15 protein-coding genes, 1 pseudogene and 1 other annotated feature are annotated in these 16256 nt (G+C 50.1%); of the genes and pseudogenes, 10 read left to right on the top strand and 6 right to left on the bottom strand.

From position 1 onward, the window contains the following. Positions 1-12 precede the first annotated feature (12 nt). A complete protein-coding gene (gene arcA, locus FEK46_RS12240; protein ID WP_001194358.1) occupies positions 13-729 on the bottom strand; it encodes a two-component system response regulator ArcA in 717 nt (238 codons plus the stop codon). A 95-nt stretch (positions 730-824) separates the two neighbouring features. On the opposite strand from arcA, the gene yjjY reads away from it, so the two are divergent. From yjjY to FEK46_RS12205, 7 genes are all read left to right on the top strand, one after another. Further along, entirely contained in the window at positions 825-965 is a 141-nt protein-coding gene (gene yjjY / locus FEK46_RS12235) for a protein YjjY (protein ID WP_057696375.1), read from the top strand. A 399-nt stretch (positions 966-1364) separates the two neighbouring features. Next, entirely contained in the window at positions 1365-2051 is a 687-nt protein-coding gene (locus FEK46_RS12230; protein ID WP_130204806.1) for a tRNA/rRNA methyltransferase, read from the top strand. Positions 2052-2264: 213 nt separating this feature from the next. Next, positions 2265-2330 carry a thr operon leader peptide gene (gene thrL, locus FEK46_RS12225; protein WP_001386572.1) on the top strand — a complete coding sequence of 22 codons (66 nt, stop codon included), beginning with the start codon at positions 2265-2267 and terminating at the stop codon, positions 2328-2330. Continuing rightward, positions 2266-2385, top strand: a sequence feature (Thr leader region). (Overlaps the previous gene by 65 nt.) 25 nt (positions 2386-2410) lie before the next feature. Next, the gene (thrA, locus tag FEK46_RS12220) at positions 2411-4873 is read left to right on the top strand and encodes a bifunctional aspartate kinase/homoserine dehydrogenase I (protein ID WP_135560099.1); all 2463 of its coding nucleotides are present in this window, start codon (positions 2411-2413) and stop codon (positions 4871-4873) included. Position 4874: 1 nt separating this feature from the next. Continuing rightward, positions 4875-5807, top strand: coding sequence for a homoserine kinase (gene thrB / locus FEK46_RS12215; protein ID WP_131161271.1), 933 nt, complete (start codon positions 4875-4877; stop codon positions 5805-5807). Then, entirely contained in the window at positions 5808-7094 is a 1287-nt protein-coding gene (gene thrC / locus FEK46_RS12210; protein ID WP_135560098.1) for a threonine synthase, read from the top strand. A 205-nt stretch (positions 7095-7299) separates the two neighbouring features. After that, positions 7300-7614 carry a DUF2502 domain-containing protein gene (locus FEK46_RS12205; protein ID WP_130217502.1) on the top strand — a complete coding sequence of 105 codons (315 nt, stop codon included), beginning with the start codon at positions 7300-7302 and terminating at the stop codon, positions 7612-7614. 38 nt (positions 7615-7652) lie between these two features. Here FEK46_RS12205 and yaaA read toward each other — a convergent pair whose 3' ends face one another. Beyond that, positions 7653-8429 carry a peroxide stress protein YaaA gene (gene yaaA, locus FEK46_RS12200; RefSeq protein ID WP_131161269.1) on the bottom strand — a complete coding sequence of 259 codons (777 nt, stop codon included), beginning with the start codon at positions 8427-8429 and terminating at the stop codon, positions 7653-7655. A gap of 69 nt (positions 8430-8498) precedes the next feature. After that, complete coding sequence (locus tag FEK46_RS12195; RefSeq protein ID WP_130204819.1) at positions 8499-9929, bottom strand: sodium:alanine symporter family protein; 1431 nt, start codon at positions 9927-9929, stop codon at positions 8499-8501. A 279-nt stretch (positions 9930-10208) separates the two neighbouring features. On the opposite strand from FEK46_RS12195, the gene tal reads away from it, so the two are divergent. Both tal and mog read left to right on the top strand, forming a co-directional pair. Continuing rightward, complete coding sequence (tal, locus tag FEK46_RS12190) at positions 10209-11162, top strand: transaldolase (RefSeq protein ID WP_000130187.1); 954 nt, start codon at positions 10209-10211, stop codon at positions 11160-11162. A 114-nt stretch (positions 11163-11276) separates the two neighbouring features. Further along, on the top strand, positions 11277-11864 hold the full coding sequence (mog, locus tag FEK46_RS12185; protein ID WP_130204821.1) for a molybdopterin adenylyltransferase: 588 nt from the start codon (positions 11277-11279) through the stop codon (positions 11862-11864). 204 nt (positions 11865-12068) lie between these two features. Here the strand turns inward: mog and satP are convergent, their stop codons facing one another. The 3 genes and pseudogenes from satP to FEK46_RS12170 all read right to left on the bottom strand — a co-directional run bounded on the left by satP (position 12069) and on the right by FEK46_RS12170 (position 13927). Continuing rightward, positions 12069-12635, bottom strand: coding sequence for an acetate uptake transporter (satP, locus tag FEK46_RS12180; protein WP_064530367.1), 567 nt, complete (start codon positions 12633-12635; stop codon positions 12069-12071). Positions 12636-12783: 148 nt separating this feature from the next. Beyond that, a pseudogene (gene msyB, locus FEK46_RS12175) lies at positions 12784-13497 on the bottom strand (acidic protein MsyB). A gap of 25 nt (positions 13498-13522) precedes the next feature. After that, a complete protein-coding gene (locus FEK46_RS12170; RefSeq protein WP_130259604.1) occupies positions 13523-13927 on the bottom strand; it encodes a DUF2541 family protein in 405 nt (134 codons plus the stop codon). Positions 13928-14302: 375 nt separating this feature from the next. Here FEK46_RS12170 and dnaK point away from each other — a divergent pair, with 375 nt between their 5' ends. Further along, positions 14303-16219: a molecular chaperone DnaK gene (gene dnaK, locus FEK46_RS12165; RefSeq protein ID WP_000516137.1), complete on the top strand. Its 1917-nt coding sequence runs from the start codon at positions 14303-14305 to the stop codon at positions 16217-16219. Positions 16220-16256 lie beyond the last annotated feature (37 nt).

Here is a 16256-nt window from a genome sequence, read left to right as displayed (position 1 = left end):
AGGTAAAGCCGATTAATCTTCCAGATCACCGCAGAAGCGATAACCTTCACCGTGAATGGTGGCGATGATTTCCGGCGTATCCGGCGTAGATTCGAAGTGTTTACGAATACGACGGATCGTCACGTCTACAGTACGGTCGTGCGGTTTCAGCTCACGGCCGGTCATTTTCTTCAGCAGTTCAGCACGAGACTGAATTTTGCCTGGGTTTTCACAGAAGTGAAGCATGGCGCGGAACTCGCTACGCGGCAGTTTGTACTGCTCGCCATCAGGGCCGATCAATGAACGGCTGTTGATGTCCAGTTCCCAACCATTGAACTTGTAGCTTTCAACGCTACGACGTTCTTCGCTGACAGTACCCAGATTCATGGTACGAGACAGCAGGTTGCGCGCACGGATAGTCAGTTCACGCGGGTTGAACGGTTTGGTGATGTAGTCATCTGCGCCAATTTCGAGGCCGAGAATTTTATCGACTTCGTTGTCACGGCCAGTCAGGAACATCAACGCAACATTTGCCTGCTCACGCAGTTCACGCGCTAACAGAAGACCGTTCTTACCCGGCAGATTGATATCCATGATCACCAGGTTGATGTCATATTCAGAGAGGATCTGATGCATTTCCGCGCCATCTGTCGCTTCGAAAACATCATAGCCTTCCGCTTCGAAAATACTTTTCAACGTGTTGCGTGTTACCAACTCGTCTTCAACGATAAGAATGTGCGGGGTCTGCATGTTTGCTACCTAAATTGCCAACTAAATCGAAACAGGAAGTACAAAAGTCCCTGACCTGCCTGATGCATGCTGCAAATTAACATGATCGGCGTAACATGACTAAAGTACGTAATTGCGTTCTTGATGCACTTTCCATCAACGTCAACAACATCATTAGCTTGGTCGTGGGTACTTTCCCTCAGGACCCGACAGTGTCAAAAACGGCTGCCATCCTAACCATTTTAACAGCAACATAACAGGCTAAGACGTGCCGGACACCCAATAAAACTACGCTTCGTTGACATATATCAAGTTCAATTGTAGCACGTTAACAGTTTGATGAAATCATCGTATCTAAATGCTAGCTTTCGTCACATTATTTTAATAATACAACTAGTTGCCTTATACAACTAATAAACGTGGTGAATCCAATTGTCGAGATTTATTTTTTATAAAATTATCCTAAGTAAACAGAAAGATATGTAGCAATTTTTAACAATTGCACCGTTAGTATAGTCAAGAAATAGTTTAGCTTTTTTTAAGTTAAGTGAAGGGCTTTTTCTGCGACTTACGTTACGAATTTGTAAATTCTCTCCGCGTAATAAGTTGACATTCATCACCCTGTGCGCGGTTATTTGATCAAGAAGAGTGGCAACATGCGTATAACGATCATTCTGGTAGCACCTGCCAGAGCTGAAAATATTGGTGCAGCGGCCCGGGCGATGAAAACAATGGGATTTAGCGAGCTGCGCATTGTCGATAGCCTGGCACACCTGGAACCAGCTACCCGCTGGGTGGCACATGGTTCTGGTGATATTATTGATAATATTAAAGTTTTTCCAACGCTGGCTGAATCACTACACGACGTTGATTTTACCGTTGCCACCACTGCGCGCAGTCGGGCGAAATACCATTACTACGCCACGCCGATAGAACTGGTGCCACTACTGGAGGAAAAATCGACATGGATGAACCACGCGGCGCTGGTCTTTGGTCGCGAAGATTCCGGCTTGACTAACGAAGAGTTGGCGCTTGCTGATGTCCTCACCGGCGTGCCAATGGTGGCGGATTATCCATCACTGAATTTGGGACAGGCGGTGATGGTCTATTGCTATCAATTAGCAACATTAATACAACAACCGGTGGAATCTGCCGCAACGGCGGACCCATTTCAACTGCAGGCTTTACGTGAACGTGCCATGTCATTGTTAACGACTCTGGCGGTGGCAGATGACACCAAACTGGTCGACTGGTTACAACAACGCATCGGGCTGTTGGAGCAACGAGACACGGCCATGTTGCATCGTTTATTGCATGATATTGAAAAAAATATCACCAAATAAAAAACGACAAGGAAGAGCGTTTTCAGATTTTTATTCTGACTGCAATGGGCAATATGTCTCTGTGTGGATTAAAAAAAGAGCATCTACCAGCACTCTATGAACTGGTAACTTGCCGTGAGCAAATTAAAATTTTATTGACTTAGGTCACTAAATACTTTAACCAATATAGGCATAGCGCACAGACAGATAAAAATTACAGAGTACACAACATCCATGAAACGCATCAGCACCACCATTACCACCACCATCACCATTACCACAGGTAACGGTGCGGGCTGACGCGTACAGGAAACACAGAAAAAAGCCCGCACCTGACAGTGCGGGCTTTTTTTTCGACCAAAGGTAACGAGGTAACAACCATGCGAGTGTTGAAGTTCGGCGGTACATCAGTGGCAAATGCAGAACGTTTTCTGCGGGTTGCCGATATTCTGGAGAGCAATGCCAGGCAGGGGCAGGTGGCCACCGTCCTCTCTGCCCCCGCCAAAATTACCAACCATCTGGTCGCAATGATAGAAAAAACCATTAGCGGTCAGGATGCTTTACCCAATATCAGCGATGCCGAACGTATTTTTGCCGAACTTCTGACAGGACTCGCCGCCGCCCAACCGGGATTTCCACTGGCGCAATTGAAAGCGTTCGTTGATCAAGAATTTGCCCAAATCAAACATGTCCTGCATGGCATTAGCTTGTTGGGGCAATGCCCGGACAGCATCAACGCCGCGCTGATTTGCCGTGGTGAAAAAATGTCGATCGCCATTATGGCCGGGGTACTGGAAGCGCGTGGTCACAACGTTACCGTTATCGACCCGGTCGAAAAGTTGCTGGCAATCGGTCATTACCTCGAATCTACGGTTGATATTGCTGAGTCCACCCGCCGTATTGCGGCAAGCCGCATTCCGGCTGACCATATGGTGCTGATGGCTGGTTTTACCGCCGGTAATGAAAAAGGTGAGCTGGTGGTGCTGGGACGTAACGGTTCTGACTACTCCGCCGCGGTACTGGCCGCCTGTTTACGCGCCGATTGTTGCGAGATCTGGACGGATGTCGACGGTGTCTATACCTGCGACCCGCGTCAGGTGCCCGATGCGAGGCTGTTGAAGTCGATGTCGTACCAGGAAGCGATGGAGCTTTCCTACTTCGGCGCTAAAGTTCTTCACCCTCGCACCATTACCCCTATCGCTCAGTTCCAAATCCCTTGCCTGATTAAAAATACCGGAAATCCTCAAGCACCAGGTACGCTCATTGGCGCCAGCCGTGATGAGGACGAATTACCGGTCAAGGGCATTTCCAATCTGAATAACATGGCAATGTTCAGCGTTTCTGGTCCGGGGATGAAAGGAATGGTCGGCATGGCGGCGCGCGTCTTTGCGGCAATGTCACGCGCCCGCATTTCAGTGGTGCTGATTACGCAATCATCTTCCGAATACAGTATCAGTTTCTGCGTACCACAAAGCGACTGTGCGCGTGCTGAACGCGCGATGCAGGAAGAGTTCTACCTGGAACTGAAAGAAGGTTTGCTGGAGCCGCTGGCGGTCACTGAACGGCTGGCCATTATCTCGGTGGTGGGCGATGGTATGCGTACCTTACGTGGGATCTCGGCGAAATTCTTTGCTGCGCTGGCCCGCGCCAATATCAACATTGTCGCCATTGCTCAAGGGTCTTCTGAACGCTCAATCTCTGTCGTGGTAAATAACGATGATGCGACCACTGGCGTACGCGTTACCCACCAGATGCTGTTCAATACCGATCAGGTTATCGAAGTGTTTGTGATTGGCGTCGGTGGCGTTGGCGGCGCGCTGCTGGAGCAACTAAAGCGTCAGCAAAGCTGGCTGAAGAACAAACACATCGATTTACGCGTTTGCGGCGTTGCTAACTCGAAGGCGCTGCTGACTAATGTGCATGGCCTTAACCTGGATAACTGGCAGGAAGAACTGGCGCAGGCCAAAGAGCCGTTCAACCTTGGGCGCTTAATTCGCCTGGTGAAAGAATATCATTTGCTGAATCCGGTGATTGTCGATTGCACTTCCAGCCAGGCGGTGGCGGATCAATATGCCGACTTCCTGCGCGAAGGTTTCCATGTGGTGACCCCGAACAAAAAGGCCAACACCTCGTCGATGGATTTCTACCATCAGCTGCGTTACGCGGCGGAAAAATCACGGCGTAAATTCCTTTATGACACCAACGTCGGTGCGGGGTTGCCGGTCATTGAGAACTTGCAAAACCTGCTAAACGCGGGTGATGAATTGATGAAGTTCTCTGGCATTCTTTCTGGTTCGCTTTCTTTCATCTTCGGTAAGTTAGACGAAGGGATGAGCTTCTCCGAGGCCACCACGCTGGCAAGAGAAATGGGCTATACCGAACCGGACCCGCGAGATGATCTTTCTGGTATGGATGTGGCGCGCAAGCTGTTGATTCTCGCTCGTGAAACAGGACGATCACTGGAACTGGCGGATATCGAAATCGAATCTATGCTGCCCGCAGAGTTTAACGCGGAAGGCGATGTTGCGACTTTTATGGCGAATCTGTCACAGCTCGACGATCTCTTTGCCGCGCGCGTAGCGAAGGCCCGTGATGAAGGAAAAGTTTTGCGCTATGTTGGCAATATTGATGAAGATGGCGTCTGTCGCGTGAAGATTGCTGAAGTGGATGGCAACGATCCGCTGTTCAAAGTGAAAAACGGCGAAAACGCATTGGCCTTCTATAGCCACTATTATCAGCCACTGCCGCTGGTCCTGCGCGGATACGGTGCGGGTAATGACGTTACAGCTGCCGGTGTCTTTGCCGATCTGCTGCGCACCCTCTCATGGAAGTTAGGAGTCTAAAATGGTTAAGGTTTATGCTCCGGCTTCCAGTGCCAATATGAGCGTCGGGTTTGATGTGCTCGGGGCGGCGGTGGTGCCTGTTGATGGTTCCTTGCTGGGAGATGTAGTGACGGTTGAGTCAGCAGAGCGCTTCAGTCTCAACAATCTTGGACGGTTTGCAGGCAAGCTGCCGTCAGAACCGCAGGAAAATATCGTTTATCAGTGCTGGGAGCGTTTTTGCCAGGAAGTGGGTAAGCAAATTCCGGTGGCGATGACCCTGGAAAAGAATATGCCGATCGGTTCTGGCTTAGGTTCCAGCGCCTGTTCGGTGGTCGCGGCGCTGGTGGCGATGAATGAACACTGTGGTAAGCCGCTCAATGATACCCGCCTGCTGGCCTTGATGGGCGAACTGGAAGGGCGTATCTCCGGCAGCATTCATTACGACAACGTAGCACCGTGTTTTCTTGGCGGCATGCAGTTGATGATCGAAGAAAACGGCATCATCAGCCAGCAGGTACCAGGATTTGATGAGTGGTTATGGGTGTTAGCGTATCCGGGGATTAAAGTCTCGACGGCAGAAGCACGGGCTATTTTACCGGCGCAGTATCGCCGCCAGGATTGCATTGCTCACGGGCGACACTTGGCGGGCTTCATTCATGCCTGCTATTCCCGCCAGCCTGATCTGGCCGCAAAGCTGATGAAAGATGTTATCGCCGAGCCGTATCGTGAACGTTTACTGCCAGGTTTCAGACAGGCACGACAGGCGGTCGCGGAAATCGGTGCGCTAGCGAGCGGTATCTCTGGCTCGGGGCCGACCTTGTTCGCCCTGTGCGATAAACAGGATACCGCCCAGCGAGTTGCCGACTGGTTAGGTAAGAATTACCTGCAAAATCAGGAAGGTTTTGTTCATATTTGCCGGCTGGATACGGCGGGCGCACGAGTACTGGAAAACTAAATGAAACTCTACAATCTGAAAGATCACAATGAGCAGGTCAGTTTTGCGCAAGCCGTAACGCAGGGATTGGGCAAAAATCAGGGGTTGTTTTTCCCTCATGAGCTACCGGAATTCAGCCTGACCGAAATTGATGAGATGCTGAAACTGGATTTCGTCACTCGCAGCGCGAAGATCCTCTCGGCGTTTATTGGTGATGAGATCCCACAGGAAGTTCTGGAAGAGCGCGTGCGCGCGGCATTCGCTTTCCCGGCTCCGGTTGCCAAAGTTGAAAATGACGTCGGTTGTCTGGAGTTGTTCCACGGGCCAACGCTGGCATTTAAAGATTTCGGCGGTCGCTTTATGGCGCAAATGCTGACCCATATTGCGGGCGATAAGCCAGTGACTATTCTGACTGCGACTTCCGGCGACACCGGAGCGGCTGTGGCTCACGCTTTCTACGGTTTACCGAACGTTAAAGTGGTCATCCTTTACCCGCACGGCAAAATCAGTCCACTGCAAGAAAAACTGTTCTGTACGCTGGGTGGCAATATTGAAACCGTCGCCATCGACGGCGATTTTGATGCCTGCCAAGCTCTTGTTAAACAGGCATTCGATGATGAAGAACTAAAAGTGGCGTTGGGACTGAACTCTGCTAACTCTATTAACATCAGTCGTTTGCTGGCGCAGATTTGCTATTACTTTGAAGCCGTGGCGCAGTTGCCGCAGGAAGCGCGTAACCAGCTCGTTGTTTCAGTGCCGAGCGGAAACTTCGGCGATTTGACGGCAGGATTGCTGGCGAAATCACTCGGTCTGCCGGTGAAACGTTTTATCGCTGCTACTAACGTTAACGATACGGTGCCGCGTTTCCTGCACGACGGGCACTGGGCGCCTAAAGCTACCCAGGCGACATTATCTAATGCGATGGATGTCAGCCAGCCAAACAACTGGCCGCGAGTGGAAGAGTTGTTCCGCCGTAAAATCTGGCAACTGAAGGAGCTGGGTTATGCGGCGGTGGATGATGAAACCACCCGGCAGACAATGCGTGAGTTAAAAGCACTGGGCTATACCTCGGAACCGCATGCTGCCGTGGCTTACCGTGCGCTGCGTGACCAGCTTCATCCGGGAGAATATGGTCTGTTCCTCGGCACCGCGCACCCGGCGAAGTTTAAAGAGAGCGTGGAAGTGATTCTTAGTGAAACGCTGGAATTGCCAAAAGAGCTGGCAGAACGTGCTGATTTACCCTTACTTTCACATAGTTTGCCTGCCGATTTTGCTGCGCTGCGCAAACTCATGATGAATCATAATTAATATCTATTAAATTCCGAAAAAATAGCCGGGCTTGTGTTTATACAGCTCGGCTTTTTTGTGGAGAAAATATGAGAAAAATCGACAGAAAAAAAGGAGAAATTTTCAATAAATGCGGTGACTTAGATTGGATAATGACAACGAGGATTCTTTTACCGTAAGCTCCTTATATCGGCCCATAACTGGCAATGATAATAAGGAGTCACCTGTGAAAAAGATGCAATCTCTCTTACTCGCATTTTCCCTGATTCTGGTTGCTCCTATGGCAGCGCAGGCTGAGGAAATAATGCTGGTGCCATCAGTAAAGTTACAGATTGGCGATCGTGATTATCGCGGTTTCTACTGGGATGGCGGTTACTGGCGTGACCACGACTGGTGGCACAGAAATTATGAATGGCGAGGCAATCGCTGGCACCCATACGGACTGCAGCCGCACTATAATAATCATCGCGATCATCGTGACGATCATCGTCATGATCACCGGGATGATCATTATCCGGGGCCTGGCAGACATCACCGCTAAATATAAATGCCGGATGACCTCCGGCATTTACCGCAAACTTAACGCAGTTCGTAGCGTTTAAACACCAGTTCGCCATTGCTGGAAGAGGCTTCATCGAAGAAGTAACCTTCACTGTTAAAACCTGTCAGTTGCTCTGGCTTGGTCAGGCGATTTTTAATGATAAACCGACTCATCAGGCCACGCGCTTTTTTAGCATGGAAGCTGATGACCTTAAACTTGCCGTTCTTCTCATCGAGGAATATCGGCTTGATTATCTCGGCATTCAATTTCTTCGGCTTCACTGATTTAAAATACTCATCTGACGCCAGGTTAATCACCACCTGATCGCCTTGTGCTTCGAGCGCTTCGTTTAGCTTGTTGGTGATCACATCCCCCCAGAACTGGTACAGGTCTTTACCCCGCGCATTCTCAAGACGGATCCCCATCTCCAGACGGTATGGCTGCATTAAATCGAGCGGGCGCAGTACGCCGTACAAACCGGAAAGCATACGTAAATGCTGCTGGGCAAAAGCAAAATCTTCTTCACTAAAGGTTTCGGCTTGCAAGCCGGTATAGACATCGCCTTTAAATGCCAGAATTGCCTGCCGGGCATTCTCTGGCGTGAAATCTGGCTGCCAGTCATGAAAGCGGGTAGCGTTGAGATCGGCCAGCTTGTCACTGATTTTCATCAGTTTGCCAATCTGCGGTGCCGTTAGTTTTCGCGCTTCATGGATAAGCTGTTGGGAGTTGTCTAACAGCTCCGGCAGCGTGTAGCGTGTGGTGGCCAAAGGGCTTTGATAATCAAGTGTTTTAGCAGGTGAAATCAGAATCAACATATCCAGTCCTTGCAGGAAATTTACTGCGACTGTAGCAAAAAAAGTGGATGAGTTGATCGATAGTTGTGATTACTCCTGCGACAAATCATCCCACGCGTCAGGGGAAAGTTGCTGACTGATATCCGGGTAGCGCAGCGGATCAAACACCGGACGTACGCCGAGTTTACGCTGGCGCAGATAATCGCTGGCAATGATATGCACCACAGGGGAAAGCAGCAAAATCGCTGTCAAATTGGTGATTGCCATGCAGGCCATAATAATATCGGCCAGTTGCCACATCATCGGAAGGCTCAGTAGGGTGCCGCCAATGACTGTAACAAAGATACAGATACGCAGACTCCAGATAGCTTTCCGGTTGTTCAGCCGTAAAAAGAAGAGATTATTTTCGGCATAAATGTAGTTGGCGACGATCGAGCTGAAGGCAAATAGAATCACTACTATCGTGACAAATTCTGCCCCCCAGGAACCCATTAATACACGCATCGCTTTCTGAATGAGTTGGATACCTTCCAGTGGCAAATAGGTGGTGCCGTTACCAGCCAGCAATATCAGCATGGCGCTTGCCGTACAAATCACCATCGTGTCGATAAAGATGCCGATCATCTGGACAATACCTTGCGCTGCCGGATGCGGTGGCCATGATGCCGCCGCCGCCGCTGCGTTCGGTGTTGATCCCATCCCCGCCTCATTGGAAAACATACTGCGCTGAAAGCCGTTAGTAATCGCCTGACTCAGGGTATAACCCGCCGCGCCGCCTGCCGCTTCCTGCCAGCCAAAGGCGCTTTCAAAAATAGACCAAATAACGTGTGGAAGTTGCCCGATATTCATTGCGCAAATGACCAGGCTGGCGAGTACCCAGATTAACGCCATAATAGGGACAAACCATTGCATTAACCGGGCGACGCCATGAATGCCGTGAGTTATCGCCAACAAGGTAAAAATGGCGAGAATGACACCCGTTACTAACGGAGGGAAATCAAATGCAAAACTCATCGCGCGAGCGACAGCATTTGCCTGAACACCGCTGAAAATCAGTCCGTAGGCGATGAGCAAAAAGACGGCGAACAGAACGCCCATCCAGCGCATCCCTAACCCACGCGCCATATACCATGCCGGTCCGCCGCGAAACTGCCCATTGACGTCACGTTCTTTATAAAGCTGGGCAAGGGAACATTCAGCAAAAGAGGTCGCCATGCCAATAAACGCGGCAACCCACATCCAGAAAACAGCACCCGGTCCACCGGCGGTGATAGCCAGCGCAACGCCTGCCAGGTTGCCGCTGCCGACGCGCGCGGCGAGACTGGTACACAATGATTGAAAAGAAGTTAAACCGCCTCGTTGCGGATGAATGCTATTTTTAAGACTTTTGCCAAACTGACGAATATAGCGAAATTGAACGAACCCAGAACGAAAAGTGAACCAACAGCCTGCGCCGAAGAGCAGGTAGATCATCACTGATCCCCATAGTACGTTGTTAATAAAAGAGAAAAAATCAGGCATTCGTATCCCTCTTGTCGCCGGCGCGCGGTTACATTCCTGTGTAAACGTTACCAATTGATTAAGAATTATATACGATGTGCATTGGTTGATAACGTCTGTGTAGCATACATGAGGTTTTGTTTAAAAATGGCGGGTGATATCAACGCCATGTCAGAAATCCGAAACAGTCTTGCCTGGTGATAACCCTTTTGTCTGCGGTTGCGCTGTCGTTACGTCGTGATATCATCAGGGCAGACCGGTTACATCCCCCTAACAAGCTGTTTAAAGAGAAATACTATCATGACGGACAAATTGACCTCCCTTCGTCAGTACACCACCGTAGTGGCCGACACTGGGGACATCGCGGCAATGAAGCTGTATCAACCGCAGGATGCCACAACCAACCCTTCTCTCATTCTTAACGCAGCGCAAATTCCGGAATACCGTAAGTTGATTGATGATGCTGTCGCCTGGGCGAAACAGCAGAGCAACGATCGCGCGCAGCAGATCGTGGACGCGACCGACAAACTGGCAGTAAATATTGGTCTGGAAATCCTGAAACTGGTTCCGGGCCGTATCTCAACTGAAGTTGATGCGCGTCTTTCCTATGACACCGAAGCGTCAATTGCGAAAGCAAAACGCCTGATTAAGCTCTACAACGATGCAGGTATTAGCAACGATCGTATTCTGATCAAACTGGCTTCTACCTGGCAGGGTATCCGTGCTGCAGAACAGCTGGAAAAAGAAGGTATCAACTGTAACCTGACTCTGCTGTTCTCCTTCGCTCAGGCACGTGCTTGTGCGGAAGCGGGCGTGTTCCTGATTTCTCCGTTTGTTGGCCGTATTCTTGACTGGTACAAAGCCAATACCGATAAGAAAGAGTACGCTCCGGCAGAAGATCCGGGTGTCGTTTCTGTATCTGAAATCTACCAGTACTACAAAGAACACGGTTATGAAACCGTGGTTATGGGCGCAAGCTTCCGTAACATCGGCGAAATTCTGGAACTGGCAGGCTGCGACCGTCTGACCATCGCACCGGCACTGTTGAAAGAGCTGGCTGAGAGCGAAGGGGCTATCGAACGTAAACTGTCTTACACTGGTGAAGTGAAAGCGCGTCCGGCGCGTATCACCGAGTCTGAGTTCCTGTGGCAGCACAACCAGGACCCAATGGCAGTTGATAAACTGGCGGAAGGTATCCGTAAGTTTGCTGTTGACCAGGAAAAACTGGAAAAAATGATCGGCGATCTGCTGTAATCATTCTTAGCGTGACCGGGAAGTCGGTCACGCTACCTCTTCTGAAGCCTGTCTGTCACTCCCTTCGCAGTGTATCATTCTGTTTAACGAGACTGTTTAAACGGAAAAATCTTGATGAATACTTTACGTATCGGCTTAGTTTCCATCTCTGATCGCGCGTCCAGCGGCGTTTATCAGGATAAAGGCATCCCTGCGCTGGAAGAATGGCTGACATCGGCGCTAACCACGCCGTTTGAACTGGAAACTCGCTTAATCCCCGATGAGCAGGCGATCATTGAGCAAACGTTGTGTGAGCTGGTGGATGAAATGAGTTGCCATCTGGTGCTGACAACCGGCGGTACTGGCCCGGCGCGCCGTGACGTAACGCCCGATGCGACGCTGGCAGTAGCGGACCGCGAGATGCCAGGCTTTGGTGAACAGATGCGCCAGATTAGCCTGCATTTTGTGCCAACTGCGATCCTTTCGCGCCAGGTGGGGGTGATTCGTAAGCAGGCACTGATCCTTAACTTACCCGGTCAGCCGAAGTCCATCAAAGAGACACTAGAAGGCGTGAAGGATGCCGAGGGTAAGGTCGTGGTACATGGCATTTTCGCCAGCGTACCGTACTGCATTCAGTTGCTGGAAGGACCTTACGTTGAAACTGCACCGGAAGTGGTGGCAGCATTCAGACCGAAGAGTGCAAGACGCGAAGTTAGCGAATAAAAAAATCCCCCCAGGCGGGGGATGAGACTGATGACAAACGCAAAACTGCCTGATGCGCTACGCTTATCAGGCCTACGAGTTTCCTGCAATATATTGAATTTGCACGATTTTTTAGGCCGGGTAAGGCGTTCACGCCGCATCCGGCATAAACAAAGCGCACGTTGTCAACAAACTGATATCCCCCGAGCGGGGGATATCAAGCAATTAGTGGGATTCACCAATCGGCAGAACGGTGCGACCAAACTGCTCGTTCAGCACTTCACCCATTGCCAGATAAATTGCGCTGGCACCGCAGATCAGGCCAATCCAGCCTGCGAAGTGGATGATTGCTTCGTTACCGGCAATGTTACCGATCGCCAGCAGGGCAAACAGCACGGTCAGGCTAAAGAATACGAATTGCAGAACGCGTGCGCCTTTCAGCGTGCCGAAGAACATAAACAGCGTAAACACGCCCCACAGACCCAGGTAGACACCAAGGAACTGCGCATTTGGCGCATCGGTCAGGCCCAGTTTCGGCATCAGCAGAATCGCAACCAGCGTCAGCCAGAAAGAACCGTAAGAGGTGAAGGCAGTTAAACCGAAAGTGTTGCCTTTTTTATACTCCAGCAGACCGGCAAAAATTTGCGCGATACCGCCGTAGAAGATGCCCATAGCGAGAATAATACCGTCCAGAGCGAAATAACCCACGTTGTGCAGGTTAAGCAGAATGGTGGTCATGCCGAAGCCCATCAGGCCCAGCGGTGCCGGATTAGCCAACTTAGTGTTGCCCATAATTCCTCAAAAATCATCATTGAATGAATGGTGAAATAATTTCCCTGAATAACTGTAGTGTTTTCAGGGCGCGGCATAATAATCAGCCAATGGAGTAGTGTCCATGATCTTTTGAGGGGAAAATGAAAATTTTCCCCGATGTGAGGGATTAGGCCTGAGTGGCGCTGACAATTCGACGCAGGCAGGCAATTTGCAGGACCGCCGGAATAGTAACGCGATAGGCGCTACCGCTGACGGCTTTAACTCCGTTTAATGCCGCGCCCACCGGGCCACCAAGCCCCGCACCACGTAGTAGGCCATGCCCGAGAACGCTCATTGCTGCGTGGGTACGTAAAATGCGGGTAAGCTGGCTGGAAAGCAGATGCGACACGCCTTTTGCCAATAATTTGTCTTTCATCAGCAGCGGTAATAGCTCTTCCAGCTCGTTGACTCTGGCATCGACCGCCTTGAGAAATTCCTGCTTATGTTCCTCGTCCATTTTCTTCCAGGTATTACGCAGAAATTGTTCCAGTAATTGTTGCTCAATTTCAAACGTAGACATCTCTTTGTCGGCTTTTAGCTTCAGCCGTTTTGAGACGTCGAGCAAAATGGCCCGGTACAGTTTACCGTGTCCGCGAAGTTTGTTAGCGATACTATCGCCGCCAAAATGCTGTAATTCTCAGGCAATTAGCTGCCAGTTGCGGCGATGTTGCTCGGGATGCCCTTCCATCGATTTGAACAGTTCATTACGCATCAGAACGCTGGAGAGGCGAGTTTTGCCTTTTTCGTTATGGGTGAGCAAACGGGCGAAATTGGTCAGTTGCTCCTCACTACAATGCTGGAGAAAATCCAGATCTGAATCATTCAGGTAATTAACATTCATTTATTGTGGCTTCTCTGTTCAAGCGTTAATCGTCGCCGATAATTTTCAGCGTGGCCATATCGGACGAGTTCACTGTATGACCGGAAAAGGTGATTTTTGACACGCAGCGTTTGTTGTCGTTATCGCTGTTAATGTTGATCCAGCTGGTGGTTTGCCCTTCTTTAATTTCGGCGGGAACATTCAGGCTTTGACTGGCGCTACGGGCGGCTTTGAAATAAACCGACGCGCCGCTCAACTGTAAATCGCCGTGGTCGGCGGTGAGTTGGATACGTTTTACGATGCGGCAAACGGGGAGTTTCAGTGCCAGATCGTTGGTTTCGTTACGCGGCATCGCAATGACGCCGAGGATTTTATGGTCGTTAGCTTGCGCCGTGCAGCACAGCATAAGGCTAAGTACCAGGCTGGCGGAAATCGTAAAAACGGATTTCATAAAGATTCTCTTAGCGGGGGAGCAGTAGGGGATGAATAGCCACTAGTTTACTGCTGGCGAAAAGAAGATTCAGGTATGTAATCTTTTCTTTTTATTACAATTTTTTGGTGAATCTCTTGTGTTGGATTCATTCTTTATATGAATGAAATTGCCGTCTGTTTCATGTCTTCTTACGGCATATCACGAAATTTCTGCGCAAAAGCACAAAAAATTTTTGCATCTCCCCCTTGATGACGTGGGTTACGACCCCATTTAGTAGTCAGCCGCAGTGAGTGAGTCTGCAAAAAAATGAAATTGGGCAGTTGAAACCAGACGTTTCGCCCCTATTACAGACTCATACCACATGATGACCGAATATATAGTGGAGACGTTTAGATGGGTAAAATTATTGGTATCGACCTGGGTACTACCAACTCTTGTGTAGCGATTATGGATGGCACCACTCCTCGTGTGCTGGAGAACGCCGAAGGCGATCGCACCACGCCTTCTATCATTGCCTATACCCAGGATGGTGAAACTCTGGTTGGTCAGCCGGCTAAACGTCAGGCAGTGACGAACCCGCAAAACACCCTGTTTGCGATTAAACGCCTGATTGGCCGCCGCTTCCAGGACGAAGAAGTACAGCGTGATGTTTCCATCATGCCGTTCAAAATTATTGCTGCTGATAACGGCGACGCATGGGTCGAAGTTAAAGGCCAGAAAATGGCACCGCCGCAGATTTCTGCTGAAGTGCTGAAAAAAATGAAGAAAACCGCGGAAGATTACTTGGGCGAACCGGTAACTGAAGCTGTTATCACTGTACCGGCATACTTTAACGATGCTCAGCGTCAGGCAACCAAAGACGCAGGCCGTATCGCTGGTCTGGAAGTAAAACGTATCATCAACGAACCGACCGCAGCTGCGCTGGCTTACGGTCTGGACAAAGGTACTGGTAACCGTACTATCGCGGTTTATGACCTGGGTGGTGGTACTTTCGATATTTCCATTATCGAAATCGACGAAGTTGACGGCGAAAAAACCTTCGAAGTTCTGGCTACCAACGGTGATACCCACTTGGGTGGTGAAGACTTTGACAGCCGCCTGATCAACTACCTGGTTGAAGAATTCAAGAAAGATCAGGGCATTGACCTGCGCAACGACCCGCTGGCAATGCAGCGTCTGAAAGAAGCGGCAGAAAAAGCGAAAATCGAGCTGTCTTCCGCTCAGCAGACCGACGTTAACCTGCCGTACATCACTGCAGACGCGACCGGTCCGAAACACATGAACATCAAAGTGACTCGTGCGAAACTGGAAAGCTTGGTTGAAGACCTGGTAAACCGTTCCATCGAGCCGCTGAAAGTTGCACTGCAGGACGCTGGCCTGTCCGTATCTGATATCGACGACGTTATCCTCGTTGGTGGTCAGACTCGTATGCCAATGGTTCAGAAGAAAGTTGCTGAATTCTTTGGTAAAGAACCGCGTAAAGACGTTAACCCGGACGAAGCTGTAGCAATCGGTGCTGCTGTTCAGGGTGGTGTTCTGACTGGTGACGTAAAAGACGTACTGCTGCTGGACGTTACCCCGCTGTCTCTGGGTATCGAAACCATGGGCGGTGTGATGACGACGCTGATCGCGAAAAACACCACTATTCCGACCAAGCACAGCCAGGTGTTCTCTACCGCTGAAGACAACCAGTCAGCGGTAACCATCCACGTGCTGCAGGGTGAACGTAAACGTGCGGCTGATAACAAATCTCTGGGTCAGTTCAACCTGGATGGTATCAACCCGGCACCGCGCGGTATGCCGCAGATCGAAGTTACCTTCGATATCGATGCTGACGGTATCCTGCACGTTTCCGCGAAAGACAAAAACAGCGGTAAAGAGCAGAAGATCACCATCAAGGCTTCTTCTGGTCTGAACGAAGATGAAATCCAGAAAATGGTACGCGACGCAGAAGCGAACGCCGAAGCAGACCGTAAGTTTGAAGAGCTGGTACAGACCCGCAACCAGGGCGACCATCTGCTGCACAGCACCCGTAAGCAGGTTGAAGAAGCAGGCGACAAACTGCCGGCTGACGACAAAACTGCTATCGAGTCTGCGCTGACTGCACTGGAAACTGCTCTGAAAGGTGAAGACAAAGCCGCTATCGAAGCGAAAATGCAGGAGCTGGCACAGGTTTCCCAGAAACTGATGGAAATCGCCCAGCAACAACATGCCCAGCAGCAGACTGCCGGTGCTGATACTTCTGCAAACAACGCGAAAGATGACGATGTTGTCGACGCTGAATTTGAAGAAGTCAAAGACAAAAAATAATCGCCCTATAAACGGGTAATTATACTGACACGGGCGA

The organism is Escherichia sp. E4736 (assembly GCF_005781225.1).
In the GTDB taxonomy this organism is placed as follows: domain Bacteria; phylum Pseudomonadota; class Gammaproteobacteria; order Enterobacterales; family Enterobacteriaceae; genus Escherichia.
This window is presented reverse-complemented; position numbering and strand designations above follow the sequence as displayed.

Excerpts from the sequence above, each read along its gene's own strand:
- dnaK (WP_000516137.1), top strand. The coding sequence starts at position 14,303 with ATGGGTAAAATTATTGGTATCGACCTGGGTACTACCAACTCTTGTGTA.
- satP (WP_064530367.1), bottom strand. The coding sequence starts at position 12,635 with ATGGGCAACACTAAGTTGGCTAATCCGGCACCGCTGGGCCTGATGGGC.
- thrB (WP_131161271.1), top strand. The coding sequence starts at position 4,875 with ATGGTTAAGGTTTATGCTCCGGCTTCCAGTGCCAATATGAGCGTCGGG.
- FEK46_RS12170 (WP_130259604.1), bottom strand. The coding sequence starts at position 13,927 with ATGAAATCCGTTTTTACGATTTCCGCCAGCCTGGTACTTAGCCTTATG.
- FEK46_RS12230 (WP_130204806.1), top strand. The coding sequence starts at position 1,365 with ATGCGTATAACGATCATTCTGGTAGCACCTGCCAGAGCTGAAAATATT.
- mog (WP_130204821.1), top strand. The coding sequence starts at position 11,277 with ATGAATACTTTACGTATCGGCTTAGTTTCCATCTCTGATCGCGCGTCC.
- tal (WP_000130187.1), top strand. The coding sequence starts at position 10,209 with ATGACGGACAAATTGACCTCCCTTCGTCAGTACACCACCGTAGTGGCC.
- FEK46_RS12195 (WP_130204819.1), bottom strand. The coding sequence starts at position 9,929 with ATGCCTGATTTTTTCTCTTTTATTAACAACGTACTATGGGGATCAGTG.
- arcA (WP_001194358.1), bottom strand. The coding sequence starts at position 729 with ATGCAGACCCCGCACATTCTTATCGTTGAAGACGAGTTGGTAACACGC.
- yaaA (WP_131161269.1), bottom strand. The coding sequence starts at position 8,429 with ATGTTGATTCTGATTTCACCTGCTAAAACACTTGATTATCAAAGCCCT.
- thrC (WP_135560098.1), top strand. The coding sequence starts at position 5,808 with ATGAAACTCTACAATCTGAAAGATCACAATGAGCAGGTCAGTTTTGCG.
- thrA (WP_135560099.1), top strand. The coding sequence starts at position 2,411 with ATGCGAGTGTTGAAGTTCGGCGGTACATCAGTGGCAAATGCAGAACGT.
- yjjY (WP_057696375.1), top strand. The coding sequence starts at position 825 with ATGACTAAAGTACGTAATTGCGTTCTTGATGCACTTTCCATCAACGTC.